The sequence below is a fragment of the Bacillus sp. FSL K6-0268 genome, from assembly GCF_038005425.1.
GTDB classification, from domain to species: domain Bacteria; phylum Bacillota; class Bacilli; order Bacillales; family Bacillaceae_G; genus Bacillus_A; species Bacillus_A thuringiensis_S.
The window spans coordinates 5060235-5085367 of sequence record NZ_JBBOTF010000001.1 but is presented as its reverse complement, the minus strand read 5'-3'; the positions used below and the strand labels follow the sequence as shown (position 1 = coordinate 5085367).

The window sequence follows — 25133 nt, the reverse complement described above, 5'->3', positions numbered from 1 at the left end:
GGTGCGTATAAAACGCACCTTTTACTTTTTTATTTTTCCTTTTAATTGTTGAAAAGCTACTTTTCCGTTATCTTTGACATAGCTTTCAATTGCCGGTAGTGATGAACCTATCCATTCACACTCTATGCTCCCATTCGGTCCAACAATTTTTAATTTATCTGGTACATGTATATTTACAAATCTTGCTGACCGAATTAACTCAATAGCAATCTGATCACTTGAGGTTACAATTCCATCTATATACGGATTGTTTCGCAATAATGTAATAAACTGTTTATTTGTATACCCTTGTACACATTCTTCTCGATAAGAGATTCCTTCATCCCAAACAGTATCTAAAAAACCTGCTATATGATCTTCCATTTCTTCACTTTCTTCTCCCTCACCGAAATATGCAAGAAAGTGACACCCTTTCTCTTTTAATAAAGAAACAGCCCTCTGTCCACTTTCATAATAATTTCCATGTGATTGTTGCTCATCAATCACAACAAACGGAAATGGAATTTCTCCTATACTTTTAAAAACGGATTTTGTTAAAATAACACCTGCAACGTTATTCTCCTTCAACATATATATGTATCTATCTTTATTCTCTATATTACAAACAATGATTTGATATCCTTCTTTATATGCTATTTCCTCAATACAATGTAGCAAAGTGATGTTTGATGGGTCATATAGATTATCTACAAGTAATGCAATTATCGTTGAATTCTCTTTAAATAGTGGCTTCGCTGCACTGTTTGGCCTATAACGTAATTCTTCAATTGCTTCCTTTACTTGTTTTACTGTGTCCTCATGAACATATCCTTTTTCATTAATAACTCGTGAAACGGTTGCGACTGAAACACCTGCCAATTTTGCAACATCACGTATAGTTGCCACATCGTCACCCCTTAATATGGTAATAGATTACAATTTTACGGTAACCTAAATTACACTATCCGTCAAGATTAATAACTCATATTTCTGAAAATTGTTACATCATTTCACTAAACGATACTCCAACTGAATTTCATGTAAAATTGGGATATTATCATATCCAATACGTGGAATTTCTTTCTTTATTTTTCGTGCCTCCTCTACCGCATTCACATATAAATTAGTCATTACAAAATTACGTTTTTGGTAAAATCGTAACGCATTCATATTATCATTTGTTGTAATAAGACAAACCTGCCTGCACCGTTCTTCTTCTGCAACTTGCAATACACAATCCACAAGCTTCTTCCCTATTCCTTTTCTTTCTTCAATACTATCTAACGATATAATTTCACACATATTTCCAGTCACTTCATACGTTATAATTCCGATTATTCTGTCATTAGAAAACGCAACAAATCCTGGCAACTCTTCTAATTGATGCCCCTTACCACGTGAAACCATCAATGAACTTCCCCAGTTCTCACACATAAACATTCGAATTGTTTCTTTCATCGTTGGCGTAATTTTTTGTATATGCACCATTTCCTATTTCTCCCCTTTTATATCATTGTGATACAATATAAGTGTATCACATGTAACGGTATTTGGAGGATGAGGTAAAGTATGAAACGTTTTTTTGCAGCATTGTTTACTGTACTAGGTGCGATAACAGCCCTTGGGATTTTCTTTACAAATAAAGTGATGTATTTAAAGAAAAAAACAGAGGAAGAAGTACTCGAAAGAGAAACGAAAAAACATTTTCGTATAGAAGATTTTGATGCTCTTCATAAAGAAGAAATTCATATTCCTTCACAATTCGGATATGATCTTCACGGCTATTACATTCCTGCTGGTCATTCCAATAAGTTTATGATTTTTTGTCACGGCGTAACTGTAAATAAAATGAACTCTGTAAAATATGCAAGGTTATTTTTAAACAGAGGGTATAATGTCGTTATTTATGATCATCGTCGTCATGGTAAAACTGGCGGAAAAACAACAAGCTATGGATACTATGAAAAACATGATTTAAAATCTGTAGTTGACTGGCTAAAAAGTCGCTTTGGAACAAATATAACACTCGGTATTCATGGTGAATCTATGGGAGCTGCAACACTTCTTCAATACGCAGGACTTGTAGAAGATGGTGCTGATTTCTATATTGCAGATTGTCCTTTCTCTGATTTTCACGGACAATTACAGCACCGTTTAAAGGTTGAATTCCATTTACCAAAATGGCCTTTATTACCTTTAGCAAATGCTTTTTTAAAAGTGCGTGACGGTTATACGATTCGCGAAGTTTCACCAATTGATTGTATAAAAAATATTAACAATCCCGTCCTCTTTATTCATAGTAAAGATGATGATTATATTTTAGCTGATATGACGAAATCACTATATGAAGCAAAAGAAAACAATAAACAACTTTATATTGCAGAACGTGGTGCACACGCTTGCTCTTATAACGAAAATAAAGAAGAGTACGAAGCAGCCATCGATCAATTTTTAAACACATATGTGAAAGAAACAAAAAACAGGCTTGCATAAGCCTGTTTTTTTATTGCGCTAAAACGTCTGTAACTTGTTCCATATTTTCAGAAATCCATTGCATTGCATCATCTAACGTTGGGAATTCTGTCGTTTGAAATGTTACTTCATCTTGAAGTAACCAAACATCCTTTGCCTCTTGCCCTACACCTGCAATGGACCAATGTAACAAACTATATGGATGATTATCATTCAAAAATGATGCCCACGTGCGCTCATTTGCAATGTTTCGTAATGTATGTAATTGTTTATCCATCTCTCGTCACCTTACTCTAGTCAGTTATGAAAACTATTATAACACTCTCTTCTTTCTCAAACAAAGTGCTCTTTTTATATTGTCAAGCACTTCCCTTGATTATATGATGAAATTAAGCGTTTGGGAAGGAGGGATAACGTTGGCAAAAGTACAAATTAAAGTAAATGATAATGGCTCTTTTCGCGTTACAGGGGACGTGGAATTAGTCGACTCACAAGGGAATGTATTCCCAGCAAAACCGGCATTTTCTTTATGCCGTTGTGGTTTATCAAAAAATATGCCTTATTGCGACGCTTCGCATAAAGGTAAATTCGAGTCCGTTGTTAGAGCACCAGAGGCAGAATAATTTTACATGTGACATGCACATTTTTTTGTGCATGTTTTTTTCTTTTTAGCAACTCCGTTGTATCCCTTCTCCTTACAACATTTCTAATACTTTTATTTCCATTCCAGCCCACATATATTTTCACACAATTCTTCACATTCGAATATTTTTTACTAGCCTTTTATTTTTTTTGTGCTATAATTTGAGCAAACAGCATCCTTCGGGGTCGGGTGAAATTCCCAACCGGCGGTGATGAAGTGAAAACTTCTAAGTCCGTGACCCGTTTTCAACTCGAAAACGGTGGATCTAGTGAAACTCTAGGGCCGACAGTATAGTCTGGATGGGAGAAGGATATGTTTCTAGTTTTTTATATAGTGAATACACTTTTATTTCAGTATGCATATTTTTAAAGATTCATTTTGATTCTTTATATATGTTTAATTTTCTATACTTATTTTTTATACTGAAATAAAAAGAGACAACTAGCGTTTAAAAATTCGATATTTTGCTAGGTTTTTTCCTTATGCAGAAATATCAATTATCGTTAGGTTTCTTTCCTATGCTTTCGTATTCAAACTATATTTCTAGAAATCACGTCTCCCAAACCCCAAGGATATTAAATCCTTGGGGTTTTTTGATTTTTTTAGGAGAGGTGAAGAAAATGACAGATCAAGAATATATGAGGATTGCCCTGCAGTTAGCAGAAGGAACATCAGGACAAACAAGTCCAAATCCTATGGTTGGTGCTGTTGTTGTAAAAGATGGAAACATCGTTGGTATGGGGGCTCATTTACGAGCTGGTGAAGAACACGCAGAAGTTCATGCCCTTCAAATGGCTGGTCAGAACGCCAAAGACGCTACCGTTTATGTAACACTGGAACCGTGTAGCCACTTTGGAAAAACACCACCTTGTTGTGAATTGCTCATCGAAAAAGGAGTTAAGCGTGTGGTAATTGCTACTCTCGATTGTAATCCGCTCGTTTCTGGTAACGGAAAAAGAAGATTAGAGGAAGCTAGAATTGAAGTAACTACCGGTGTTCTTGAAGCAGAAGCAGTTTTATTAAATCGCTACTTTTTTCACTACATGAAAACGAAACGCCCTTTTGTAACAATCAAAACAGCGATGAGCTTAGATGGAAAAACAGCAACTGTAACTGGTGAAAGTAAGTGGATTACAGGTGAAGAAGCACGTGCTGATGTTCACCAATATCGCCATACACATGATGCAATTCTTGTTGGAGTGAATACAGTTATAGCTGATAATCCTCATTTAACAACAAGAATTCCAAATGGTGGGAAACATCCTATTCGCGTTGTTTTAGATACCCATTTACGAACGCCACCATCTTCTCATGTTATAACAGATGGTTTAGCACCGACATGGATTATTATCGGTAAGGATGTAAAGAAAGAGAAGATATCTTCTTATAATTCTAAAAATATAGCTATATTCCAAATGGAAACGAAGCATATAGAAATCGAGGACCTTCTTTCCTTTCTTGGAGAGAAACAAATTCTTTCTCTATTCGTTGAAGGTGGCCAATCAATTCATGCAAGTTTCTTAAAAACAAACAATTTCAATGAAATTGTAACCTATATAAGCCCGAAATTAATTGGTGGAAAAGATGCTCCTACTTTATTTGGAGGAAATGGTTTTTCAAAATTACAAGATGCGCTTTCCTTGAAAATTCAAGAGATGAAACAAATTGGTGATGATATAAAAATCGTTGCGAATGCCCGAAACGAGGTGACGGAATGTTTACAGGAATTGTAGAAGAATTAGGAACGATAGCAAACATGCAACAAAGCGGAGAAGCGATGAAATTAACGATTCATGCAAAGAAAATTTTATCAGATGTTCACTTAGGTGATAGTATCGCAGTTAACGGTATTTGCTTAACTGTAACAAACTTTACAACTACTTCATTTACAGTTGATGCAATGCCTGAAACGATGCAGTCGACATCGCTTCGCATGCTTAAACCCCACTCTAAAGTAAATTTAGAGCGGGCAATGTCTGCAAATGGAAGATTCGGTGGACATTTCGTTTCAGGACATATTGATGGCATCGGAACGATTTTAACTAAAAAACAACATTACAATGCCGTCTATTATAAAATAGCAATTTCTGATAAATTGCTACACTATTGTTTGCATAAAGGGTCCATTGCTGTTGATGGAACGAGTTTAACGATATTTGATATAGACGAAGCTTCCATAACGATTTCACTCATCCCGCACACAGTAAGCGAATCTGTCATTGGAGAAAAAAATGCCGGAGATATCGTAAATATTGAGTGTGACATGATTGGTAAATATATCGAACGCTTTATTACTAAACCTGCAAAACGAGTAGGTTCCATGACCGAAAGTTTTTTACAAGAAAACGGATTTCTATAAGGGGGAAGCACAATGTTTCATCGTATTGAAGAAGCTCTAGAAGATTTAAAACAAGGTAAAGTCGTTATCGTATGTGATGATGAAAACCGAGAAAATGAAGGCGACTTTATTGCTTTAGCAGAGTACATTACACCGGAAACAATTAATTTTATGATTACACATGGTCGTGGTCTCGTTTGTGTACCGATTACGGAAGGATACGCAGAACGTCTACAATTAGAACCAATGGTATCTCATAATACAGATTCACATCATACTGCGTTTACAGTGAGCATTGACCATGTTTCTACAACAACAGGGATTAGCGCTCACGAACGTGCAACTACGATACAAGAATTGTTAAATCCCGCATCAAAAGGCACTGATTTCAATCGACCTGGACATATCTTTCCATTAATTGCGAAAGAAGGCGGTGTCCTGCGTCGTGCAGGTCATACAGAAGCTGCTGTTGATTTAGCAAAGCTATGCGGTGCCGAACCAGCTGGAGTTATTTGCGAGATTATAAATGAGGACGGCACGATGGCACGTGTACCTGATTTAATAGAATGCGCAAAACAATTTGATATAAAAATGATTACAATAGAAGATTTAATTGCTTACCGCCGCCATCATGAAACACTTGTGACGAGAGAGGTGGAAATTACATTACCTACAGATTTCGGTACTTTCCACGCAATTGGCTATTCTAACTCATTAGATACGAAAGAACATATCGCACTTGTAAAAGGTGATATTTCAATAGGTGAACCGGTACTTGTGCGTGTTCATTCTGAATGCTTAACAGGAGATGTATTCAGTTCACATCGCTGCGATTGCGGACCACAACTCCATGCAGCACTTGCTCAAATTGAGCGTGAAGGAAAAGGTGTTCTTCTTTACATGAGACAAGAAGGAAGAGGCATTGGGCTTCTTAATAAGCTTCGTGCTTATAAATTACAAGAAGAAGGATTCGATACTGTAGAAGCAAATGAAAAACTCGGCTTCCCTGCTGATCTTCGTGATTACGGTATCGGTGCACAAATATTAAAAGATTTAGGTTTACAAAGTTTACGATTATTAACGAATAACCCAAGAAAAATTGCTGGCTTAGAAGGTTACGATTTAGAAGTAGTCGAGCGTGTACCGTTGCAAACGCCAGCAAAAGAAGAGAATAAATCGTATTTACAAACGAAAGTAAACAAATTAGGACACTTACTAAACTTATAATTAAAGGAGAGATTTATTATGGTATTCGAAGGTCATTTGGTTGGTACAGGATTAAAAGTTGGAGTTGTTGTTGGACGTTTTAATGAATTTATTACAAGTAAGTTACTTGGCGGCGCTTTAGACGGATTAAAGCGTCACGGTGTAGAAGAAAATGATATTGATGTTGCTTGGGTTCCTGGTGCATTTGAAATTCCTTTAATCGCTAAAAAGATGGCTAGTAGCGGAAAGTATGATGCTGTTATTACATTAGGTACTGTAATCCGAGGTGCTACAACTCACTACGATTACGTTTGTAATGAAGTAGCAAAAGGTGTTGCGTCTTTATCACTACAAATGGACATCCCAGTTATTTTCGGCGTATTAACGACAGAAACAATTGAACAAGCGATTGAACGCGCAGGTACGAAAGCTGGTAATAAAGGATATGAATCAGCTGTTGCTGCAATTGAAATGGCTCACTTATCAAAACAATGGGCATAAAAAAAGAGGCTGCGGCCTCTTTTTATTTTTTCACCTTTTTTTGTACATCTTTTATTAATTCATTCATCGTTTTTCCTTCTGTTTTTATATGAAGAGCTTGTGCTGTTCTCCATACATTCTCTCTTTTTTTCGCTTCTTCTATAATAGTAATTTCTTTTCTAACTTCCTTTAAATCTTTTCCTTCCGTTTTCAATCCAAAATGTTCAGCTTTCGTTCGAAAGTGTTGTTCGATTCTTTGTTGCATCTCTTTTTGTTCAGGATTTTCAGCAGCCTTAACTGGATCAGAACTTATTGCTTTTATTAAAATTAAACAAGTCATAATCGCTAATATGTATTTGTACATGTAAAATCCTCCAACCCAATATAAATTACATATTTACTATGTACAACTAGGGCTTGGAAAATTCGTCCACAAAAATTCTTTTTTTCGCTCAAAAACCAATAATACCAAGCGTTCACAACTATTTATTACATTTTATTTACAAAAAAAGCAAACCCTTTTACAAGTTTGCTTTTTCATCTATCTTATAATGCACATTCTTCAATCTCAAATCCTAAATCTGCAATCATACCCCAGTCCGCAGTCGGCTCTTGTCCAGCTGTCGTTAAGTAGTCCCCGACAAAAATAGAATTTGCTGCAAATAAACCGATTGGCTGTACAGAACGTAAATTGATTTCACGTCCTCCTGAAATACGAATTTCTTTTGTTGGGTTTACAAAACGCATCATTGCCAGTACTTTTAAACATTCTACTGGCGTTAACTCTTTTTGCCCTTCAAGAGGTGTCCCCTTTACAGCAACAAGGAAATTACAAGGGATAGAATCTGCATCTATACGTTGTAATTCAAATGCAATTTCAGCACGCTCTTCAATTGTTTCTCCCATGCCAAAAATCGCTCCAGAGCATGGTGAAATACCAGCTTGTTTCGCTTTTTGAACTGTATCAACACGATCATCATACGTATGCGTTGAACAAATACTATCGTAATTATTTGCATGTGTATTTAAGTTGTGGTTATAACGATGCACGCCTGCTTCCGCTAAACGTCCTGCTTGATCTTCATTTAAGAAACCTAAACAACAACAAATCTTCAAGTCTGTCGTTTCACGAATTTCCTTAACTGCTCCAATTACGTGATTTACCTCTTTATCCGTCGGACGACGACCAGACGCTACAATACAATATGTACCTGCTTTACGGCGTATTGCTTCATGTGCCCCTTCTACAATTTTCTCCTGCGTTAACCATGCATATTTATCAATTGGTGCTTCTGAAATAATAGACTGTGAGCAATATCCACAATCTTCAGGACATAATCCAGATTTCGTATTAATAATCATATTCAATTTTACTTTCTTACCAAAGTGATGATGGCGAATAATGTAAGCTGCATTCATAATTTCTAAAACTTCTGTATCATCAGCTTCTAATATCGCTATTGCATCTTCTTTCGTAATCATCTTTTCTTCCACTACGTCGTATGCAAGTTTTTTCCAATCCTTTTTTGTTTGTACTTGTTTCATTTCATCTCTTCCCCTCTTTTGTTATATGCATAAATAAAGCATGATACGTTGCCATTATCCCTTCATTTCCCGTGAAGTCTCTTTCGTATATGCGCAGCATCGCACGAAAGAGTGAGGGACTTTGACAATATGATCCTTCATTGCTATTAGTTGCTCCTACTTTTCGAATAGAATGCAGAAACTCCTTAACTTCTGTAAAACTCTCTATGTAACATGTTTCAGAAACATGCACATCCCCTGTTTCTATCTTACATATATGAAGCAACTGATCTTTTGAATAAAAACGTTGACCAATCGATGTTTCATTTTTTATATTTCTTTCTTCTTTCGCACGTTGGAACGAAGCATGCAATTCTTGAAATGTTTCATGTCCAAACGTTGAAAAGAGTAATATGCCATCTATAGACAAATGTTGAAATAAATTTCTTAACACTTGTTGTAAATTATTTAACCATTGAAATGTAGCATTTGAAATAATGACATCATATGATTCTTCTAATCGTAATCGCTCAATATCTTCACAGTGAAACGTTACATTTTTTACATTTTGTCTAGTTTGCGCAATCGCAATCATACTTTCAGCAAAATCAACTGCTGTAATATGTGCTTTCGGAAATAACTTTGATAATTGTTCTGTTACATACCCCGTCCCGCATCCCAGTTCTAAAATACGTATTGATGCCGTTTCACTATATCGTTCCTTTAAGATTGAAAGTAATGAATGTGCCATCTTTTTTTGTACATTTGCATATCGATCGTAAGATACGGCTGCCCCATTAAACCGTTTTTGTAGTAACGTTTTGTTGATCATGTCGTATCCCCTCTACAAATTGAATTATCTCATTTGCACAATATTCAAAATTCGTTACACATAATGCATGCCCTGCTTCACTTACTACTTTCAGCTCGCTGCTGCTATTCTCCGTCATACTACGTGCCGCAGACAATGGGCATATTACATCCTGTTCTCCGTGAATAAGTAGTATAGGTACTTTAATTTCTTTTAGTTCTTCTCTCATATCTGTTTCTATTAAATAATCTAAACCTAGTTGTAAAGACTGAATAGAATCACCTTTAAAACGGTCTACAATGTCTTCAAAGTTTTTATTCTCTTTTAGCTCATCTTTCGTAAACATATTTTCATAAAACCGCTTGAGCGTATCTTCTTTCCTTCTCGCCAAATTTCTTTTCAGCCGTTCTACATGCAAAGCATTCCATCCGTTACTGTAATCGCTCGTACTTGTAAATTTAGCAGTACCACCAATTAATACGATGCCTTTTGCCTTAATCTTTTTATAAGCTTCAACTGCTGCTAACGCTCCTAGTGACCATCCAACTAAAATTACGTTGTCATTATGCGCTACATCTATAATTCGTTCCGCAAATTCACTTCGTTCTTTCACATTACGCCAATCTATGCATTGAACAGGATATCCTTTAAAATACGGAATTACTAAATCCCAAATATTCTCTTCCATTCCCCATCCGGGAATAAAAATAATCTTTAGCTCGTTCATACGAAAATCTCCTCTTCTTTCGCAATGTGAATAATTCGATCAATAGCCCATTTTAAATCAGCTATTGTATGTTGCGATGTAACTGCAAAGCGAATTCGAGAACTATGAACCGGCACAGTTGGCGGACGAATTGCAATAGCCGCAATCCCTGCCTCTTGCAACCTTTTACTAAACCGTAAAGCATGTTCATTTGAACCGACTACAATCGGTACAATATGAGTTGAACTATTCCCAATATCAAAACCAGCATCCCTTAATTTAGTTCTGAAGTATTCTCCATTTGCTATAAGGTTCTCTCTTCTTTCGTTATCTTCTTTTACAATTTCAATTGCTTTTTGCACCGCTCCTAACGTACTTGGTGGTAAAGCTGTAGTAAAAATAAAGCTTCTCATCATATTTTGTAAATACTCTATATAAATTTCATCACCTGTCAAATACGCACCATAACACCCTAAAGCCTTGCTAAACGTCCCCATATGTATATCAATTTTTTGAGAAAGATTTTTTTCTATGTGAGATAATCCAGCTCCGCCGATTCCATATATTCCACTCGCATGTGCTTCATCGACTATAATGATTGCTCCGTATTTCTCTTTCAGTTGTACTAAATCTCTCAAATACGCAGTATCACCATCCATACTAAAAACGGTATCTGTTACGATTAATTTCCTCTTTTCAGGCGAAGCCATTTTCAAAAGCTTCTCTAAATGATCCAAATCATTATGACGATACCTTTTATGCTCTGCCCCGCTTAATATGATTCCATCAACAATACTTGCGTGATTTAACTTATCACTAAAAACAATATCGTGCCGAGAGGCTAAAGAAGATATGGCACCTATATTTGCCGTATACCCACTATTTACAATTAAAGCTCTTTCAGTACCTTTCCAGTCACATATGCTTCTCTCAACCTCTTCATATAATGGATGATTTCCTACAACGAGACGAGAGGCAGTCGCTCCAGTTCCATATCTTTTTGTACAGGCAATAGCAGCTTCTTTTAACCTTTCATCTCCAGCTAACCCTAAATAATTATTTGACGCTAAATTTAACATCCTTTTTTTATCTCGAATAAGCCAAGTCTCTTCTGCCTGCTCTGTTACATATAAATTTCGATACTGCCCTTGCTTATGTAATTGTTGTAATTTAGATTGAAGGTGCGCCCGCCACGTTTGATTCATTTTGGATAAACTCCTCTAATTTTGAAATCATAATATATTCTTTTGCAGATTCCAATACTTCTTCTTTCGTAAACTCACCTTCAAAGAATGGTAATAATCCTAAAACTGGTACCCCGCTCAACTCTTCAATCATCTCTTTATTTTCTTGCACTCTTTCCATTTCACATTCTTTGCAACCTGATAAAATGACACCCGCTACGGTTAAGCCATGCGCCTTTGCGTAAGCAATCGTTAACACTGTATGATTTACTGTTCCTAATGTAGGACGAGCTACTACAATAAGAGGCAACTGTAATTCTTTTGCAAAATCAATTACTAAAGCATCTTCTGTATATGGGACAGCAAGCCCACCTGCTCCTTCTACAAATACGCTATTAAACTCTTTTAATAGTTCATTATAGTAATCAGTAATTTCTTTTAACTTTACTACTCTTCCAGCTCTTTTCATGGCAAGTCTCGGAGCAAGTGGTTCTTCAATAGAATAAGGGCAAATTTCATTTTCTTGTGTCGGTACACCTGATAATACTTTTAACCTTGCCGCATCTCCCTCAGGGTTTGATGCAACATGCCCACTTTGCAACGGTTTATATACCCCTACGTTATATCCTAATTCTCTAAATACACCTGCTATAGCACCTGCAACTACTGTTTTTCCAACTTCAGTATCAGTTGCTGTTATGAAAAAACCACTCATTATTCTCCCTCCGTAACATCCGAGATTGCCTTATATAAGATGCGTAACATATCATCAATCTCTTCAAAAGTAGAAGCAAGTGGCGGCATAAATACAATCGTGTTACCTAGCGGTCGTAAAATCATACCTAGCTCTCTTGAGCGTTTACATACTTGAACACCGACTCTTTCTGTCCAGTCAAAAGCTTCTTTCGTTTCCTTATTCTTCACAAGCTCGATACCAACCATTAATCCGCACTGACGAATATCACCTACATGTTTATACGCAAAGAGCTTTTCTAATTGCGCTGCCACATAATCCGTTTTACGTGCCACTTCTTCTATTAAATTTGTTTTTTCATATAGTTCTAGATTCGCGATTGCTACGGCACACCCTAACGGATTGCCTGTATAGCTATGTCCATGGAAAAATGTTTTTTGTTCTTCATATTCTCCTAAGAAGGCATTATATATTTCATCTGTCGTTACGGTAACTGCAATTGGTAAATATCCACCTGTTAAACCTTTACCAGCAGTTAAAATGTCTGGCGTCACATTTTCATGTTCACACGCAAACATTTTCCCTGTACGCCCAAATCCAGTCGCTACCTCATCTGTAATAAATAATACATTGTACTTTGTACATAAATCGCGCAGTCCTTTTAAATATCCTTTTGGCATTGTAATCATTCCACCAGCACCTTGCATTAATGGCTCTACAATGATGGCAGCTACTTCTTCATGCTTTTCTTTCAACAATTCTTCCATTTCTGCTAAATGGCTTTTTACAATTTCCTCCTTATTATTTCCGTAAGGAGAACGATATGTATATGGATACGGCATTTTAATCGCATCAAATAAGAGCGAACTATACACTTGGTGAAACAAGTCTATTGCCCCTACTGAAACAGCTCCAATTGTATCACCGTGATATGCTTCTTTTAATGTAACGAATCTTTGTTTCTTTGGTTTCCCTTTATGCTGCCAATATTGGAAAGCCATCTTAATTGCAATTTCAACAGCGGTAGAACCTGAATCAGAATAGAATACCTTCTTCAATCCATCTGGTACAACCTCAATAATTTTTTCTGCTAATAAAATAGATGGAACGTTAGCAAGTCCTAACATAGTAGAATGAGCAATTTTATTTAATTGCTCACGAATTGCTTCATCTAATTCCGGTACTTGATGTCCGTGAACATTTAACCATATAGATGAAACACCATCCCAATATTCATTACCATTTACATCGTATAGCTTTCTTCCCTCTCCACGTTCAATAATGACAGGATCTTCTTCTAAATAATCTTTCATTTGTGTAAATGGGTGCCATACGTAAGCTTTATTTTTCTCTGCTAATTCTTCATATGTATAAGATGATTTTTCAATCGTTCTACTATTTATTGTCACAACTGTCACTCCTAATGTTAACTTGTTTATAAATATAGTTAACATTAAATCCGAATGACTGTCAATTATTTTAAAATCAAATAGTTCTTAAAAAAGAACAACTTATCATACGATAAGTTGTTCTACTTTCCATGCTGTATCTTTCCAATTTCTAAAATAATTTCTTCATCTTTTTTTCCCTCTGTATCAATTCCAAGTTGTTTAGCGTGCTCAATTAATAAATCATGACGCTTCTCAAACCTAGCGGTATTTACTTCTTTCGTAACCTCTTCTTTTGTTTTCCCCTCAGTAGAAACTCCTAGTTTCTCTGCTGCTTTTTCCATTGATTTCTTCTCTTCTATTTCTTTTACTTTCTTCACTTCTGACTGTTGTATTTGTTTTTGTTTCAACTGCTCTGATTCAGCCGCAAAAGCTGTGTAAATTCCAGCACTTCCGCCAACGACTAGTAAGGTGGTAAAAAGAATTATTTTTTTCTTCACTCTTTCCTCCCCTTTCAAATTCATTATAACGTACAAAATTAGAGCTTTAAAACAATTCTCCTTTATTTCCCTAAAAAAACATTTAATATTTTTATTGACATTTAAGATGAAAATGTGATAAAAATTTAACTAACATCATATGAATCGGCGATGATAGGATTTAGTAGTATTTCGATTTCTGATTTCAGAGAGCTGGTGGTCGGTGCGAACCAGTACAGAGCGAATTATGAATTACCCCCTGGAGCTTCTTTTACGAAACGTGAGGAGTAGTGAAAGACGGTTATAGACCGTTATGTCTAAAGAGTGGTGAAACGACACTGTTTCACAATTTAGGGTGGTACCGCGAATTTTTCGTCCCTGCATATATTGCAGGGGCGTTTTTTATTTTATAAGCGCATATCATATGACCCTTTATTTTGTGATACATTCATTTCACAAGCTAGGGTGGTACCGCGATTTCTTCGTCCCTGCATAATTATATGCAGGGACGTTTTTTTATCCAATCATTTCCGCATCATATAGAAGAACCAACAATTACCGGTAATTTGTCACAAAATTCTAAAATTTAGAAGGAAATATACAATATTGGCGAATTTTATATAAAAAAGAGCTATTTCACATTACTTAGGAGGGGAAAACAATGGTTTCAAAAATTGAGTCTGTTCTTTTAACAATTTTTATCTTTTTCTGTATTGGTTTTAGTGTTATTCAATTAGAAGTTTCACCACACATCCCAATTTTATTTGGTATCGTTCTTTTATTAGCATTTGGATTCCTGAAGAAAATCTCTTGGTCTACTATGGAGAAAGGGATGATTAGTAGTATTTCAGCTGGTATTCCATCTATATTTATTTTCTTACTTGTAGGCGTATTAATTAGCGTTTGGATCGCAGCTGGAACTATTCCGACTTTAATGGTATACGGCTTCCAACTTGTATCTCCAAAAATTTTCGTTCCAACTGTTTTTGTTGTTTGTGCAATTGTTGGAACGAGTATCGGTAGTGCATTTACAACTGCTGCAACTGTAGGACTTGCCTTTATGGGAATGGGTACTGCCCTTGGATACGATCCAGCTCTTATTGCTGGGGCAATTATTTCTGGGGCATTCTTCGGAGATAAAATGTCTCCTTTATCTGATACAACAAACTTAGCGCCTGCTGTAACGGGTGTAGATTTATTTGAACATATTCGTAACATGCTTTGGACAACAGTGCCAGCTTTCATTATTGCTTTTATCGCATTTTTCATTTTAGGAAGCGGATCTGGTGGAAACGTTGATTTCTCAGCATTTATTAACACATTAGAAAAAAATGCAACGATTTCTATCGTTACACTGATTCCTATTTTATTACTGTTCCTATTCGCATTTAAAAAGGTACCCGCAGTTCCAACATTACTTGCAGGAATTGTGGTAGGGATTATTATTCTCTTTATTTTTAAACCTAGCACTTCTTTAGCTGATTTAATAAAAATTATGCAAGACGGTTACGTTTCTAAAACTGGTATCAAAGATATTGATAGCTTATTATCTCGCGGTGGCCTGCAAAGTATGATGATGTCAATTGCTCTTATTTTCCTAGCTCTTTGTATGGGAGGATTATTACAAGGAATGGGTATTATAGCGCAGCTGATGAATATTATCTCTAGCTTCGTAAAAACTAGTACACGCTTAATTATTTCTACTGCTTCAACTGCAATTGGTGTAAACTTCTTACTCGGTGAGCAGTACTTATCCATCGTTTTAACAGGACAAGCATTTGCTAATAAATACGATGAAGTCGGTTTAGAACGTCGTAATTTATCACGAGTATTAGAAGATGCTGGTACAGTAATTAATCCACTCGTACCATGGGGTGTAAGTGGCGTATTCTTAACAAACGTTCTTAGCGTTCCAACATTCGATTACTTGCCATACGCAATCTTCTGTTTAGCGTGTCCAGTCGTAACCATTATCGTCGGCTTTACTGGATTCGGTCTTTCATGGAAAAAAGAAAAAGCAGTACCAGTTTCATAATATAACAAAAAGGATTACCAAATTGGTAATCCTTTTTATATTTCTCTACTATCTATTCGCTTTCTTTTTTCTAAATAACATAAGTAATCCCGCTCCAACAAACGCAAGACCAGCTCCAATTGTAGAAGCAATACTTGCACCTGTTTTCGGTAAATCACGTTCATCTTTTTCAGCTTCTTTATTTTCACTTACAGTTGTTGTTGTTTCTTTTGTATTTTGATCATCTGTTGTAGTTTGTCCAGATCCGGTATTATTTCCATCTTGTTTTGGTTCATTACCATTATTACCTTCTTCTGTTGGTGGTGTTGGGTTTTCTCCATTACCTGTTGGCGGTGTTGTTGGATTTTCTCCACCACCTGTTGGCGGTGTCGTTGGATTTCCTTCACCAGTTTCTTTATCATCATTTTTCTTCGTTATATCAATTGCATATTTCGCAAATTCATTTTCAGATGGTCCAACATATGAAATCTTTCCATCTTTCTTTATATACTTTTGTGCATTTGGTGAAGAATCAAATGTTGTATTTAATTTATCTGCAACAATCGGTTTAAATGTCCAATTTTGATCAGCTGCTGGATCAATATCTTTTATTTTTTGCATATACTTCACAATGATTTGACGTGTTTCATCTTGTGATTGGTATACAACTTCCCCTTTACTTACACCTGGGAACGTTTGGCTACTTCCACGATAGTTATTTGTAGCGACGATGAACTCTTGCTTGTCAGCTACTAGCTTACCTTCATATGTCATATTTACAATACGATTAGCATTTGCATTTACAACTTTTCCATCTTTATCGTATTTCGCCGGTTGTGTTACATCAATTTCGTATTTTAAGCCATCTAAAATATCGAAGTTATATGTAGGATAGCCTATATTTACTAACGGCTGTTCTTCTGTTTTCTTTGGATCAATTTGATTAAACTGACCTGCAGACATTTCAAGCCATTCTTTCACTTGTGCCCCATTTACTTTTACAGCATATAACGTATTTGGATACACGTATAAATCTGCAACGTTTTTAATTGCTAACGTTCCAGCTGGAATATCAGTATAATATGTCGCACCGTTTCGGCCACCTGCTTTAAATGGTGCGCCTGCAGATAAAACCGGAATATCTTTAATCTTTTCGTACTCTGGTTTTTTAAGTTCTTGTTCTACATACCATTTTTGTGCATTTGTCACAATTTGTACGGAAGGATCATCTTGTACTAATGAAAAATAACTATTAATTGGTGCTTTCGTTTCACCTACAGGTGTATTTACATAGTCGATTGTCGCTTGATGCTCATCTTTAATTTCATTAACTAATTTTTGATCAGATTCTACTAATGGGGTACCTTTACTATTAGCAATCGGGCGAAGTTGTGGCTTAGATTGATCTTTTTGTACTTCCCATGTTCCGTTTACCTTTTTCAATTGCATATCAATAATACCTAAGTTACTACCAAAAACACCAGGCATTACAACTGGAACACCATTAAATACATCCTCCACTTCAGTATGTGAATGTCCCATTAATACTGCATCTACGCCAGGAACTTGTGTTGCTAAATGATATGATGCATTTTCCATTTTATTCACTTCTTTATATTCGCTCTTATCGACGCCTGAATGAGCCAATGCAACGATAATATCCGCACCCTCATTTTGCATTTTTTTCACCATTATTCTTGCTGTTGCGACGATGTCTTTCGCTTTTACTTTTCCTTCTAAGTTCGCTTTATCCCAGTTCATGATTTGTGGTGGAACAAATCCCATTACACCAATTTTCACTATTTGTTTTTGGCCTGCTTCATCCACTACTTCTTTCTTTAAAATATGATATGGTTTAAAATAATTTTCATCGTTCTCTTCCTTATCATCATGGTCAACTTTATATACATTCGAGTTAATAACCGGGAAATCCGTTTTTTCAATCACTTTGTTTAAATAATCTAAACCATAGTTAAATTCATGATTCCCAAGAGAGATGACGTCATACTTCATTAAATTCATTACACGATATAATGGATGTGTATAACTAGGATCCACACGATTCTTCGGATCTTTTATTTTATTCGCTACGTAATCCCCAAGCGGTGTCCCTTGTAATGCATCCCCATCATCAAATAGGACAGAGTTTTTCACTTCTTCACGTGCTTTATTAACGAGTGTTGCCGTTTGTACAAGTCCTACTTTATTATCTGTTTTCGTTTGATAATAATCGTAATTCATTAAGTTAACGTGAATATCTGATGTTTCTAGAATTCGTAAGTTAACTGTACTCTCCCCAGTGTTCTCATCTGCATGAGCTGTTGCTGGCATTACTTGCGGCGCTATAACACCAATCGCAAGAGTTGCTCCAGCTAGCATTTTTTTTGACTTTTTCACAAAAAATCCCCCTTATACAATTACCAAAAATAATGAAATGAATCCCTATCTGTCTCTAACCACATACCTTTTTTCTTCTATTAGAGACACAATTTTCATTTCACCCTGCGCTAACGAGTAGTCCCCTTAAACGCCCGATTGATGAAGACCATTAATTAATCGGAAATAAAGCTCCCACTAATTAAAGTTTCACCTTATCTGACATTATCATATATAAAGTTCTTTCCTATCGTCAATATTTTTTGACAAACTTCAACAAATTTTCTGTAAAGTTATTATAAACTTTTCATAAACATATAATATGCCCTTACATTGCTAATACTGCTGAATATGATACAATTACCAATTACAAGGAGGATGAATTTATGAAAAAAGTCATCTTAACAATTGTTTGTCTCCTCCTTCTGATCATTTCTTATTCTTATTTTGAAAAGAACGACGAGACAAAACAAAATGAATCTGAAGAAAAAACAGAAAAAACATCTGCCCCAAATTGGATTGATAAGCAAACAAATGAATCTTTTTATCATCTTGTATTAGGTGATTCACTCGCTAAAGGATATGGATCGACACAAGGTGGATTTGCTGAATTAGCTTCTAAGCAAATAGAAGCACAAATTCATAAACCAATTACAGTAGAAAACCTTGGGGTAAACGGTCTTACAACAGATCGTCTCGCTAAAAAAGTTCAATCAGAAGATGTAAAGGAAAAAATTAGAGCAGCAAATATAATTACAATTAATATTGGAGGAAATAATTTATTTCGTTTAAATCGTGATGTTGGTGTTATAGATGGTATAAAAATGTTAAATAAAGAAAAAGCCCATTTTGAAGCGGATATAAAAAGTATTGTAAAGACAGTTCGAGATCAAAATCCGGATGCTTTACTCATTCTCTCAGAACTCTATAACCCGTTACAACTCGATGACTCCATCGCAAGTTATGCAGATATGTTTTTAGATGGCTGGAATGAATCTGTTTATTCCATTTCCAAAGCAAATCAACCATCTATCGTTTTACCAATTCGTAAATTAATATCGAATGATAAAAAAGAGTTATTATTTGACCAAGTACACCCAAATGATAACGGCTATGCGATTATTGCCAATACATTTACAAAGCAAGTGTTATCCTACAAATATTAAAGCGACCATGAAACAATTCTATTTTTATAACATGTCTTTTTTGTTACAATGATAGTGGAAGGGGGCCTTTATATGGAATCACGCGAGTGGGAACGTATTGTTGATCATCTTCTTTCGCTAGTGCCTCTTTTTTATCGCAAATTTATGCTTCCTGGAGAATTTTCTTCTCAAAGACATATGCCGCCATCACATACACAAGTATTACTGCTTTTGCATGAAAACGGCACATTAGCAGTTTCCGAAATCGGCAAGCGGCTAGCGATTTCACGGCCTAACATGACACCTCTATTAAACAAACTTATTCAAGAAGAACTAATAGAGCGTCATTATAGCGAAAAAGATCGACGGGTCATTTTAATTTCCCTAACAGCTGAAGGGAAATTATTAGTAAATCAGTATCAGCAATTCATTTTAGACAAACTAAAAGAAAATTTCCAAACATTATCTGAGGAAGAGCGCGAAAAGCTCATTCATTCTCTTCAAACCATTCAAAATTTAATTTTGAAAACAAACGTATAAAGCTGCTTCTAAATAGAAGCAGCTTTATGATTCGTAATAGTTACCATAGTATACATTGGAATATGGCCATGTTGTTAAATATGGTTTTTTTTCCTGTGTAGGCTGTTGTTGTGGTATTTGTGGTATTTGTGATAATTGCTGTAATTGTTGTTGCCGATATAATTCGTATTGTCTACTCGTATCATAAACCGGATAATAATTTACATATGGATATACTTGAGGTACGTAATAATAATACATTATCCTCTCCTCCTTTTTCTTAAACATATTCAAAGGAGAAAATGAATGTGACATTGTTTATAATTGTACAAGTGGTTCTCTCACTCGTTTCTTCCTTTTCTTCAAGCGTAACTTACGGTTCTTTTCGTATAAATAATGCACAACGAAATACGAAATGAGACCAAACACAACTCCTAAAATCGTCATTCCAATTAATACATACACTTCACTTTGTAATAAGCTCTTTAATATCGTAAAAATGTGACTTGAAAACAAGTCCGATATCGTAAATGGTTCATGATGAATTTTCTGTACATGGAATGGATAAATCATTTTTCCTAGCGTATACGCAAGCGGAAATAAAAATACTGGGAGAAACGATATTTTCCCAATAATATTGCCAATAACTGCCGCAGGAAAAGATCCCTTTGCTAACCTGACGATTGGATAAAATATTACATATACGAGCGATGCCGTATAAATGACTAACATTTCTAAGCCGAATCCTATAGCAAACCCTAACGATACTTTCTTTGCGCCTTCTGGCGATCGAAGCAACTTATAATATTGAAACTTTAATATTCTCCACATCCGCTGAAAAAACGAATATGTTTTCTTAGTTGTTTTCACCCTCATCATCTCTTTAACTATATTTTTATATGTAGTATGTCCTTACACACTCTGAAAAACAAATTTAGTTTTCTCTTTTATTATAAATGATATCGAAATGGTTAACCAAATATACATCCGACATTTTAATATAAAAAAACCTCCCTTTTAGGAAGGCTCTTCTACATTTTTAAATAAACTCACTAATAACGCTTTTTGAGCATGCAATCGATTACCAGCTTGCTCGAAGACGATAGACTGTGGTCCATCTATAATTTCTCCTGTTACTTCTTCTTCACGATGGGCAGGTAAACAGTGTAAGAAACGATATGTTTGTTTCGCATGCTTAACAAGTTCGTTATTGATTTGGTAAGGTTGAAATAAAGAATATTTCTCTTCTTCGCCCTCTTGCCCCATGCTCATCCAAACGTCAGTATAAATGAAATCTGCTTCATTCACCGCTAATTCAGGATCATGCAAAACTTCAATTTCAGCTCCTGTTTCCTTGGCAATCGCTAACGCTTTTTTTACAATCTCTTCATTCGGTTCATATCCTACAGGCGTTGCAACAGTCATATGCATTCCGACTTTTGCACTCGCTAGCAACAATGAATGACATACATTATTTCCGTCACCTACGTAAGCCAATTTTATTCCTTTAAATGTATTTGTTTCTTCATATATTGTCATTAGGTCTGCCAATGCTTGACAAGGATGATGATCATCCGTTAAACCGTTAATAACAGGAATACTAGATTCTTTTGCAAGCTCTTCTACATCCGCGTGTGAGAATGTACGTATCATGATCCCGTCAATATACTGCGATAATACTTTCGCAGTATCTGAAACGGTTTCTCCTCTTCCCATTTGCATCTCTTTCCCACTTAAAAACATACCATGTCCCCCGAGTTGTACCATTCCCGCTTCAAAAGATACACGAGTACGAGTTGAATGCTTATCAAAAATAAGCCCTAATATTTTGCCTTGTAATAAAGGCTCTTGCTTATTCTTTTTTAAATATATAGCGAACTCAATTAAAGAAATAATTTCTTCTTTCGTTAATTCTTCTAGTGTTAAAAGATCTTTCGTATTTAATTTCGGTACTTGTACAGTTGACATGAAACTTCCCCCTTATATGATTGATACGTTTTTTGTACAAACTACTTTTTTTATTATATATACTGCCTGTTCTAACTCTTCATTCGTGACAATGAGTGGCGGTAATAGTCTTATAACATTAGGGCCTGCTTGTAATACGAGAAGTCCTTCGTTTTCTAGTTGTTCTATAAAACTTGCAACTTCATGCTTACACTCAATCCCAATCATAAGCCCCTTACCACGTATATTTTGAATACATTCGACATGCTGTAATTCCTCTTGCAACTTCTCTAATACATACTCGCCTTTTTCTTGTACTTCTTTTAAAAACAATGGTCTTTTACTTACTTGCAATACTTCTTTCGCTGCAGCCATCGCGATGTAATTCCCGCCAAAAGTTGAACCGTGTGATCCTGCAGTAAACGACGTTCCGAGCTCTTTCCGGCCAATCATTGCTCCGACAGGAATCCCATTCCCAAGTGCTTTTGCAACGGTAACGATATCAGGCTCTATTCGCACTTGTTCATAAGCGAATAGTGTTCCAGTTCTTCCTATCCCCGTTTGTACTTCGTCTATAATAAATAAGGAACCGAACTTATTACATAATGTTTCAATCTCTTTCAAAAAAGATAAATCAGCAGGTATTACTCCTCCCTCTCCTTGAACTACTTCTACCATTACCGCCGCAACTTCTTCATTCATTACTTCCTCTAATGCTTTAATATCGTTAAAAGGGATATGTAAAAAAGATGGAAGTAATGGACCAAATCCTTCTTTTACCTTATCTTGGCCTGTTGCACTCATCGTTCCAAATGTTCTACCGTGAAAAGACTGCTGGCATGTTACGACGAGAGATTTTCCAGTATGCTTACGTGCTAACTTTAAAGCCGCTTCATTTGCCTCTGCCCCACTATTACAGAAAAACACATAATCTAATGCTCTATTTTCTGTTAATAATGACGCAACTTCTTCTTGTAAGCTGTTTGTAAACAGGTTAGATATATGCCATATATCATCAAGTTGCTCTTGTACACCTTTGAGAACAGTAGGGTGACAATGTCCTAAATTACATACGCCAATTCCTGATGTAAAATCTAAATATTGCTTACCTTTATTATCAATAACTTTCGTTCCAGTTCCCTTTACAAACTCAATAGTTCTTCTGCCATACGTTTGAAAAAGATGACTCGTCATGCAATACTCACACCTTTCGTTACCGTCGTTCCAATACACTCTCCCGTAACCTCAGTAAAATCTTTTGTACCATTCACAATACTTATCTTTTGCACTCCCATTTTTAATGATGCTAGTGCCGCCTGTACTTTCGGAATCATCCCACCTGTAATAACACCTGTTTCTATAAAAGTTGCAATTTCAGATTCATCCGTTTCCTTTACCAAATTCCCTTCATGTAATATTCCATCTACATCCGTAATAAAAATCAGCTCTTTTGCCCCTAACGCGGCCGCAATCCCAGCTGCAGCATTGTCCGCATTTATGTTATAAATTTCATTACCATTTACCCCGATTGGAGCAATAACAGGAATATACCCCATATTTATTAATCCTTTTAATAAGGCTGTTTCTACATAACTTACTTCTCCCACATATCCTATCTCCTCGCTGACAGGTTGAACTTGAAGTAAATTACCGTCACACCCTGAACAACCTACAGCAAGTAAATTATGCTTTTGTAAATTCATTACGAGTTTTTTATTCGTACTTCCGCATAGCACCATTTGAACAACATCCATAACTTCTTTTGGTGTTACGCGTAATCCATCTCTTTTTTCTACGTTGATGTTACAATCTTTTAATTTGGCATCAATTTCTGGCCCACCACCATGAACAATCACCACTTTATACTTCTGTTGCAATTTCTTTATACAATCAAAAAACACAGCATTTAATTGATTCAACATACTACCGCCGCATTTCACTACAATATAATCGCTCATCTTCTCTCTCCTTATGTACGATAACAAGCATTTATTTTCACATATTCATAGCTTAAGTCACAGCCCCAAGCTGATCCTGTCTCTTCACCTAAGTGTAAGTACACATTAATGACTATTTCATCTTCTTGTAATCTCTCTTTCATTTCTTCTTCAGAAAATATTTGAGGCTCACTATTTTTTAATACCGATATAGATTGAAGAGTAATGTCAATTGTGTTCGGATGAATAGCTACTTCACTTTGTCCAATACTGCTAATAATTCGCCCCCAGTTTGGGTCTTCACCATGTATTGCTGTTTTCACAAGACTCGAACCGACTATTTGCTTTGCAATTTTTTTTGCCTCTTCATTCGTTTGAGCTCCTAGCACATTTACTTCTATTAACTTCGTAGCTCCTTCACCATCTTGCGCAATTTTTTTCGCTAAATCTTCACATACTTGCTGTAAAGCACATACGAAAGTTGGTTCTGGTGCAAAAACTTTGAAGTAGATGAAAATGGTCTATCAAACTTGGAAATACTGATAGTATTACTCTATAAAAGGTGTGTGATCAGTATGGAAAAGGAGAATTTATTTAAGTGGAAACATTATCAACCAGACATCATTTTATTAACTGTACGTTGGTACCTACGGTACAACCTCAGCTTTCGTGATTTAGTGGAAATGATGGAGGAACGAGGGTTATTCCTGGCTCATACAACTATTATGCGATGGGTACATCAATATGGACCGGAGTTAGATAAGCGAATTCGACGTTACCTCAAACAAACGAATGACTCCTGGAGAGTAGATGAAACGTATATAAAAGTAAAAGGACAGTGGATGTACTTATATCGTGCTGTTGATTCTGAGGGGAACACAATTGACTTTTATCTAAGTAAATCGAGAAATCATAAGGCTGCAAAACAATTCTTCAAGAAAGCTTTGTGGTCTTTTCATGTCTCAAAACCTCGTATCATCACGGTTGATAAGAACCCTGCTTATCCAATTGCTATCGAACAGTTGAAGAAAGAAAAAAGGATTCCAATAGGCACTAAAATCCGAAGGATAAAATATTTAAATAACATAGTAGAACAAGACCATCGTTTCATTAAAAAACGTATACGCTCTATGTTGGGATTTAAATCATACAAAACATCCGCCTCTATATTGAGTGGTGTTGAAGCCATGCATATGGTCAAAAAAGAACAAATTGATTTACAGGACCAGTCTGTCCGAAATCAGAATATTTTTATCAACCAGCTGTTTGGATTAACTGCTTAGCAGGTAAT

Annotated in this window: 27 protein-coding genes, 1 pseudogene, 1 riboswitch and 1 other annotated feature; of the genes and pseudogenes, 10 read left to right on the top strand and 18 right to left on the bottom strand. The window is 35.8% G+C overall.

Features of this window, described 5'->3' with window-relative positions; all coding sequences use genetic code 11:
* Positions 1-21 precede the first annotated feature (21 nt).
* Positions 22-885 (bottom strand): LacI family DNA-binding transcriptional regulator, encoded by an 864-nt coding sequence (locus MHI28_RS26630; protein WP_000201358.1) that lies wholly within the window; start codon positions 883-885, stop codon positions 22-24.
* 99 nt (positions 886-984) lie between these two features.
* Entirely contained in the window at positions 985-1467 is a 483-nt protein-coding gene (locus tag MHI28_RS26625; RefSeq protein WP_000233419.1) for a GNAT family N-acetyltransferase, read from the bottom strand.
* An 81-nt stretch (positions 1468-1548) separates the two neighbouring features.
* Between MHI28_RS26625 and MHI28_RS26620 the strand changes: the two genes are divergently transcribed.
* Positions 1549-2472, top strand: coding sequence for an alpha/beta hydrolase (locus MHI28_RS26620; RefSeq protein WP_000819241.1), 924 nt, complete (start codon positions 1549-1551; stop codon positions 2470-2472).
* Positions 2473-2482: 10 nt separating this feature from the next.
* Here the strand turns inward: MHI28_RS26620 and MHI28_RS26615 are convergent, their stop codons facing one another.
* A complete protein-coding gene (locus MHI28_RS26615) occupies positions 2483-2728 on the bottom strand; it encodes a DUF2552 family protein (RefSeq protein ID WP_000360793.1) in 246 nt (81 codons plus the stop codon).
* A 139-nt stretch (positions 2729-2867) separates the two neighbouring features.
* Here MHI28_RS26615 and MHI28_RS26610 point away from each other — a divergent pair, with 139 nt between their 5' ends.
* The 5 genes from MHI28_RS26610 (at position 2868) to ribH (ending at position 7139) form a co-directional block, all read left to right on the top strand.
* Positions 2868-3074 (top strand): CDGSH iron-sulfur domain-containing protein, encoded by a 207-nt coding sequence (locus tag MHI28_RS26610; protein WP_001151582.1) that lies wholly within the window; start codon positions 2868-2870, stop codon positions 3072-3074.
* 191 nt (positions 3075-3265) lie between these two features.
* Positions 3266-3409, top strand: a riboswitch (FMN riboswitch).
* Between the two features lie 305 nt (positions 3410-3714).
* Entirely contained in the window at positions 3715-4827 is a 1113-nt protein-coding gene (ribD, locus tag MHI28_RS26605; RefSeq protein WP_000131985.1) for a bifunctional diaminohydroxyphosphoribosylaminopyrimidine deaminase/5-amino-6-(5-phosphoribosylamino)uracil reductase RibD, read from the top strand.
* Positions 4809-5453: a riboflavin synthase gene (ribE, locus tag MHI28_RS26600; RefSeq protein ID WP_000493903.1), complete on the top strand. Its 645-nt coding sequence runs from the start codon at positions 4809-4811 to the stop codon at positions 5451-5453. The genes ribD and ribE overlap by 19 nt, the downstream gene beginning before the upstream one ends.
* 12 nt (positions 5454-5465) lie before the next feature.
* Positions 5466-6659 carry a bifunctional 3,4-dihydroxy-2-butanone 4-phosphate synthase/GTP cyclohydrolase II gene (ribBA, locus tag MHI28_RS26595; protein WP_000469008.1) on the top strand — a complete coding sequence of 398 codons (1194 nt, stop codon included), beginning with the start codon at positions 5466-5468 and terminating at the stop codon, positions 6657-6659.
* 18 nt (positions 6660-6677) lie between these two features.
* Complete coding sequence (ribH, locus tag MHI28_RS26590; RefSeq protein WP_000230895.1) at positions 6678-7139, top strand: 6,7-dimethyl-8-ribityllumazine synthase; 462 nt, start codon at positions 6678-6680, stop codon at positions 7137-7139.
* Between the two features lie 22 nt (positions 7140-7161).
* On the opposite strand, the gene MHI28_RS26585 is transcribed toward ribH, so the two are convergent.
* The 8 genes from MHI28_RS26585 to MHI28_RS26550 all read right to left on the bottom strand — a co-directional run bounded on the left by MHI28_RS26585 (position 7162) and on the right by MHI28_RS26550 (position 13925).
* Complete coding sequence (locus tag MHI28_RS26585; protein ID WP_000280032.1) at positions 7162-7482, bottom strand: hypothetical protein; 321 nt, start codon at positions 7480-7482, stop codon at positions 7162-7164.
* A 182-nt stretch (positions 7483-7664) separates the two neighbouring features.
* The gene (bioB, locus tag MHI28_RS26580; protein WP_000815836.1) at positions 7665-8663 is read right to left on the bottom strand and encodes a biotin synthase; all 999 of its coding nucleotides are present in this window, start codon (positions 8661-8663) and stop codon (positions 7665-7667) included.
* Between the two features lies 1 nt (position 8664).
* The gene (bioC, locus tag MHI28_RS26575) at positions 8665-9474 is read right to left on the bottom strand and encodes a malonyl-ACP O-methyltransferase BioC (RefSeq protein ID WP_000608912.1); all 810 of its coding nucleotides are present in this window, start codon (positions 9472-9474) and stop codon (positions 8665-8667) included.
* The gene (locus MHI28_RS26570) at positions 9440-10180 is read right to left on the bottom strand and encodes an alpha/beta fold hydrolase (protein WP_001004158.1); all 741 of its coding nucleotides are present in this window, start codon (positions 10178-10180) and stop codon (positions 9440-9442) included. Before MHI28_RS26570 ends, bioC begins: the two co-directional genes overlap by 35 nt.
* Entirely contained in the window at positions 10177-11364 is a 1188-nt protein-coding gene (gene bioF / locus MHI28_RS26565; protein ID WP_001077300.1) for an 8-amino-7-oxononanoate synthase, read from the bottom strand. Before bioF ends, MHI28_RS26570 begins: the two co-directional genes overlap by 4 nt.
* Positions 11330-12058 carry a dethiobiotin synthase gene (bioD, locus tag MHI28_RS26560; protein ID WP_000012480.1) on the bottom strand — a complete coding sequence of 243 codons (729 nt, stop codon included), beginning with the start codon at positions 12056-12058 and terminating at the stop codon, positions 11330-11332. Before bioD ends, bioF begins: the two co-directional genes overlap by 35 nt.
* Positions 12058-13491 (bottom strand): adenosylmethionine--8-amino-7-oxononanoate transaminase, encoded by a 1434-nt coding sequence (bioA, locus tag MHI28_RS26555; RefSeq protein WP_003255568.1) that lies wholly within the window; start codon positions 13489-13491, stop codon positions 12058-12060. The genes bioD and bioA overlap by 1 nt, the downstream gene beginning before the upstream one ends.
* Before the next feature lie 77 nt (positions 13492-13568).
* Positions 13569-13925 carry a hypothetical protein gene (locus tag MHI28_RS26550; RefSeq protein WP_000726908.1) on the bottom strand — a complete coding sequence of 119 codons (357 nt, stop codon included), beginning with the start codon at positions 13923-13925 and terminating at the stop codon, positions 13569-13571.
* 141 nt (positions 13926-14066) lie between these two features.
* Positions 14067-14287: a binding site (T-box leader), on the top strand.
* A gap of 278 nt (positions 14288-14565) precedes the next feature.
* Between MHI28_RS26550 and nhaC the strand changes: the two genes are divergently transcribed.
* Entirely contained in the window at positions 14566-15939 is a 1374-nt protein-coding gene (nhaC, locus tag MHI28_RS26545; RefSeq protein ID WP_000253730.1) for a Na+/H+ antiporter NhaC, read from the top strand.
* Positions 15940-15987: 48 nt separating this feature from the next.
* Here the strand turns inward: nhaC and cpdB are convergent, their stop codons facing one another.
* On the bottom strand, positions 15988-18315 hold the full coding sequence (gene cpdB, locus MHI28_RS26540) for a bifunctional 2',3'-cyclic-nucleotide 2'-phosphodiesterase/3'-nucleotidase (protein ID WP_000748645.1): 2328 nt from the start codon (positions 18313-18315) through the stop codon (positions 15988-15990).
* Between the two features lie 365 nt (positions 18316-18680).
* Between cpdB and MHI28_RS26535 the strand changes: the two genes are divergently transcribed.
* Positions 18681-19460: a GDSL-type esterase/lipase family protein gene (locus MHI28_RS26535; protein WP_000755850.1), complete on the top strand. Its 780-nt coding sequence runs from the start codon at positions 18681-18683 to the stop codon at positions 19458-19460.
* Positions 19461-19532: 72 nt separating this feature from the next.
* On the top strand, positions 19533-19979 hold the full coding sequence (locus tag MHI28_RS26530; protein ID WP_000445819.1) for a MarR family winged helix-turn-helix transcriptional regulator: 447 nt from the start codon (positions 19533-19535) through the stop codon (positions 19977-19979).
* Between the two features lie 24 nt (positions 19980-20003).
* On the opposite strand, the gene MHI28_RS26525 is transcribed toward MHI28_RS26530, so the two are convergent.
* The 6 genes and pseudogenes from MHI28_RS26525 to MHI28_RS26500 all read right to left on the bottom strand — a co-directional run.
* Entirely contained in the window at positions 20004-20219 is a 216-nt protein-coding gene (locus MHI28_RS26525) for a hypothetical protein (RefSeq protein ID WP_000291955.1), read from the bottom strand.
* Between the two features lie 57 nt (positions 20220-20276).
* A complete protein-coding gene (locus MHI28_RS26520; protein ID WP_003309896.1) occupies positions 20277-20837 on the bottom strand; it encodes a DUF2062 domain-containing protein in 561 nt (186 codons plus the stop codon).
* A 138-nt stretch (positions 20838-20975) separates the two neighbouring features.
* The gene (gene argF / locus MHI28_RS26515; protein WP_000108861.1) at positions 20976-21926 is read right to left on the bottom strand and encodes an ornithine carbamoyltransferase; all 951 of its coding nucleotides are present in this window, start codon (positions 21924-21926) and stop codon (positions 20976-20978) included.
* Between the two features lie 12 nt (positions 21927-21938).
* On the bottom strand, positions 21939-23099 hold the full coding sequence (locus tag MHI28_RS26510) for an acetylornithine transaminase (protein WP_000200545.1): 1161 nt from the start codon (positions 23097-23099) through the stop codon (positions 21939-21941).
* On the bottom strand, positions 23096-23863 hold the full coding sequence (gene argB, locus MHI28_RS26505) for an acetylglutamate kinase (RefSeq protein ID WP_001286792.1): 768 nt from the start codon (positions 23861-23863) through the stop codon (positions 23096-23098). Before argB ends, MHI28_RS26510 begins: the two co-directional genes overlap by 4 nt.
* A gap of 11 nt (positions 23864-23874) precedes the next feature.
* Positions 23875-24324 (bottom strand): annotated as a pseudogene (locus MHI28_RS26500) (bifunctional ornithine acetyltransferase/N-acetylglutamate synthase); the annotation flags it as partial.
* Between the two features lie 93 nt (positions 24325-24417).
* Here MHI28_RS26500 and MHI28_RS26495 point away from each other — a divergent pair.
* Positions 24418-25125, top strand: a complete 708-nt coding sequence (locus tag MHI28_RS26495) for an IS6 family transposase (RefSeq protein ID WP_326274466.1) — start codon at positions 24418-24420, stop codon at positions 25123-25125.
* The last annotated feature ends 8 nt before the right edge of the window (positions 25126-25133 follow it).

Coding starts and splice junctions, on each gene's coding strand:
- nhaC (WP_000253730.1), top strand. CDS start 14,566: ATGGTTTCAAAAATTGAGTCTGTTCTTTTAACAATTTTTATCTTTTTC.
- ribH (WP_000230895.1), top strand. CDS start 6,678: ATGGTATTCGAAGGTCATTTGGTTGGTACAGGATTAAAAGTTGGAGTT.
- bioB (WP_000815836.1), bottom strand. CDS start 8,663: ATGAAACAAGTACAAACAAAAAAGGATTGGAAAAAACTTGCATACGAC.
- MHI28_RS26535 (WP_000755850.1), top strand. CDS start 18,681: ATGAAAAAAGTCATCTTAACAATTGTTTGTCTCCTCCTTCTGATCATT.
- MHI28_RS26585 (WP_000280032.1), bottom strand. CDS start 7,482: ATGTACAAATACATATTAGCGATTATGACTTGTTTAATTTTAATAAAA.
- MHI28_RS26510 (WP_000200545.1), bottom strand. CDS start 23,099: ATGACGAGTCATCTTTTTCAAACGTATGGCAGAAGAACTATTGAGTTT.
- ribD (WP_000131985.1), top strand. CDS start 3,715: ATGACAGATCAAGAATATATGAGGATTGCCCTGCAGTTAGCAGAAGGA.
- bioC (WP_000608912.1), bottom strand. CDS start 9,474: ATGATCAACAAAACGTTACTACAAAAACGGTTTAATGGGGCAGCCGTA.
- MHI28_RS26625 (WP_000233419.1), bottom strand. CDS start 1,467: ATGGTGCATATACAAAAAATTACGCCAACGATGAAAGAAACAATTCGA.
- MHI28_RS26620 (WP_000819241.1), top strand. CDS start 1,549: ATGAAACGTTTTTTTGCAGCATTGTTTACTGTACTAGGTGCGATAACA.
- MHI28_RS26530 (WP_000445819.1), top strand. CDS start 19,533: ATGGAATCACGCGAGTGGGAACGTATTGTTGATCATCTTCTTTCGCTA.
- MHI28_RS26525 (WP_000291955.1), bottom strand. CDS start 20,219: ATGTATTATTATTACGTACCTCAAGTATATCCATATGTAAATTATTAT.
- argB (WP_001286792.1), bottom strand. CDS start 23,863: ATGAGCGATTATATTGTAGTGAAATGCGGCGGTAGTATGTTGAATCAA.
- argF (WP_000108861.1), bottom strand. CDS start 21,926: ATGTCAACTGTACAAGTACCGAAATTAAATACGAAAGATCTTTTAACA.
- bioA (WP_003255568.1), bottom strand. CDS start 13,491: ATGTTAACTATATTTATAAACAAGTTAACATTAGGAGTGACAGTTGTG.
- MHI28_RS26495 (WP_326274466.1), top strand. CDS start 24,418: ATGGAAAAGGAGAATTTATTTAAGTGGAAACATTATCAACCAGACATC.
- ribBA (WP_000469008.1), top strand. CDS start 5,466: ATGTTTCATCGTATTGAAGAAGCTCTAGAAGATTTAAAACAAGGTAAA.
- MHI28_RS26570 (WP_001004158.1), bottom strand. CDS start 10,180: ATGAACGAGCTAAAGATTATTTTTATTCCCGGATGGGGAATGGAAGAG.
- MHI28_RS26615 (WP_000360793.1), bottom strand. CDS start 2,728: ATGGATAAACAATTACATACATTACGAAACATTGCAAATGAGCGCACG.
- bioD (WP_000012480.1), bottom strand. CDS start 12,058: ATGAGTGGTTTTTTCATAACAGCAACTGATACTGAAGTTGGAAAAACA.
- MHI28_RS26520 (WP_003309896.1), bottom strand. CDS start 20,837: ATGATGAGGGTGAAAACAACTAAGAAAACATATTCGTTTTTTCAGCGG.
- bioF (WP_001077300.1), bottom strand. CDS start 11,364: ATGAATCAAACGTGGCGGGCGCACCTTCAATCTAAATTACAACAATTA.
- ribE (WP_000493903.1), top strand. CDS start 4,809: ATGTTTACAGGAATTGTAGAAGAATTAGGAACGATAGCAAACATGCAA.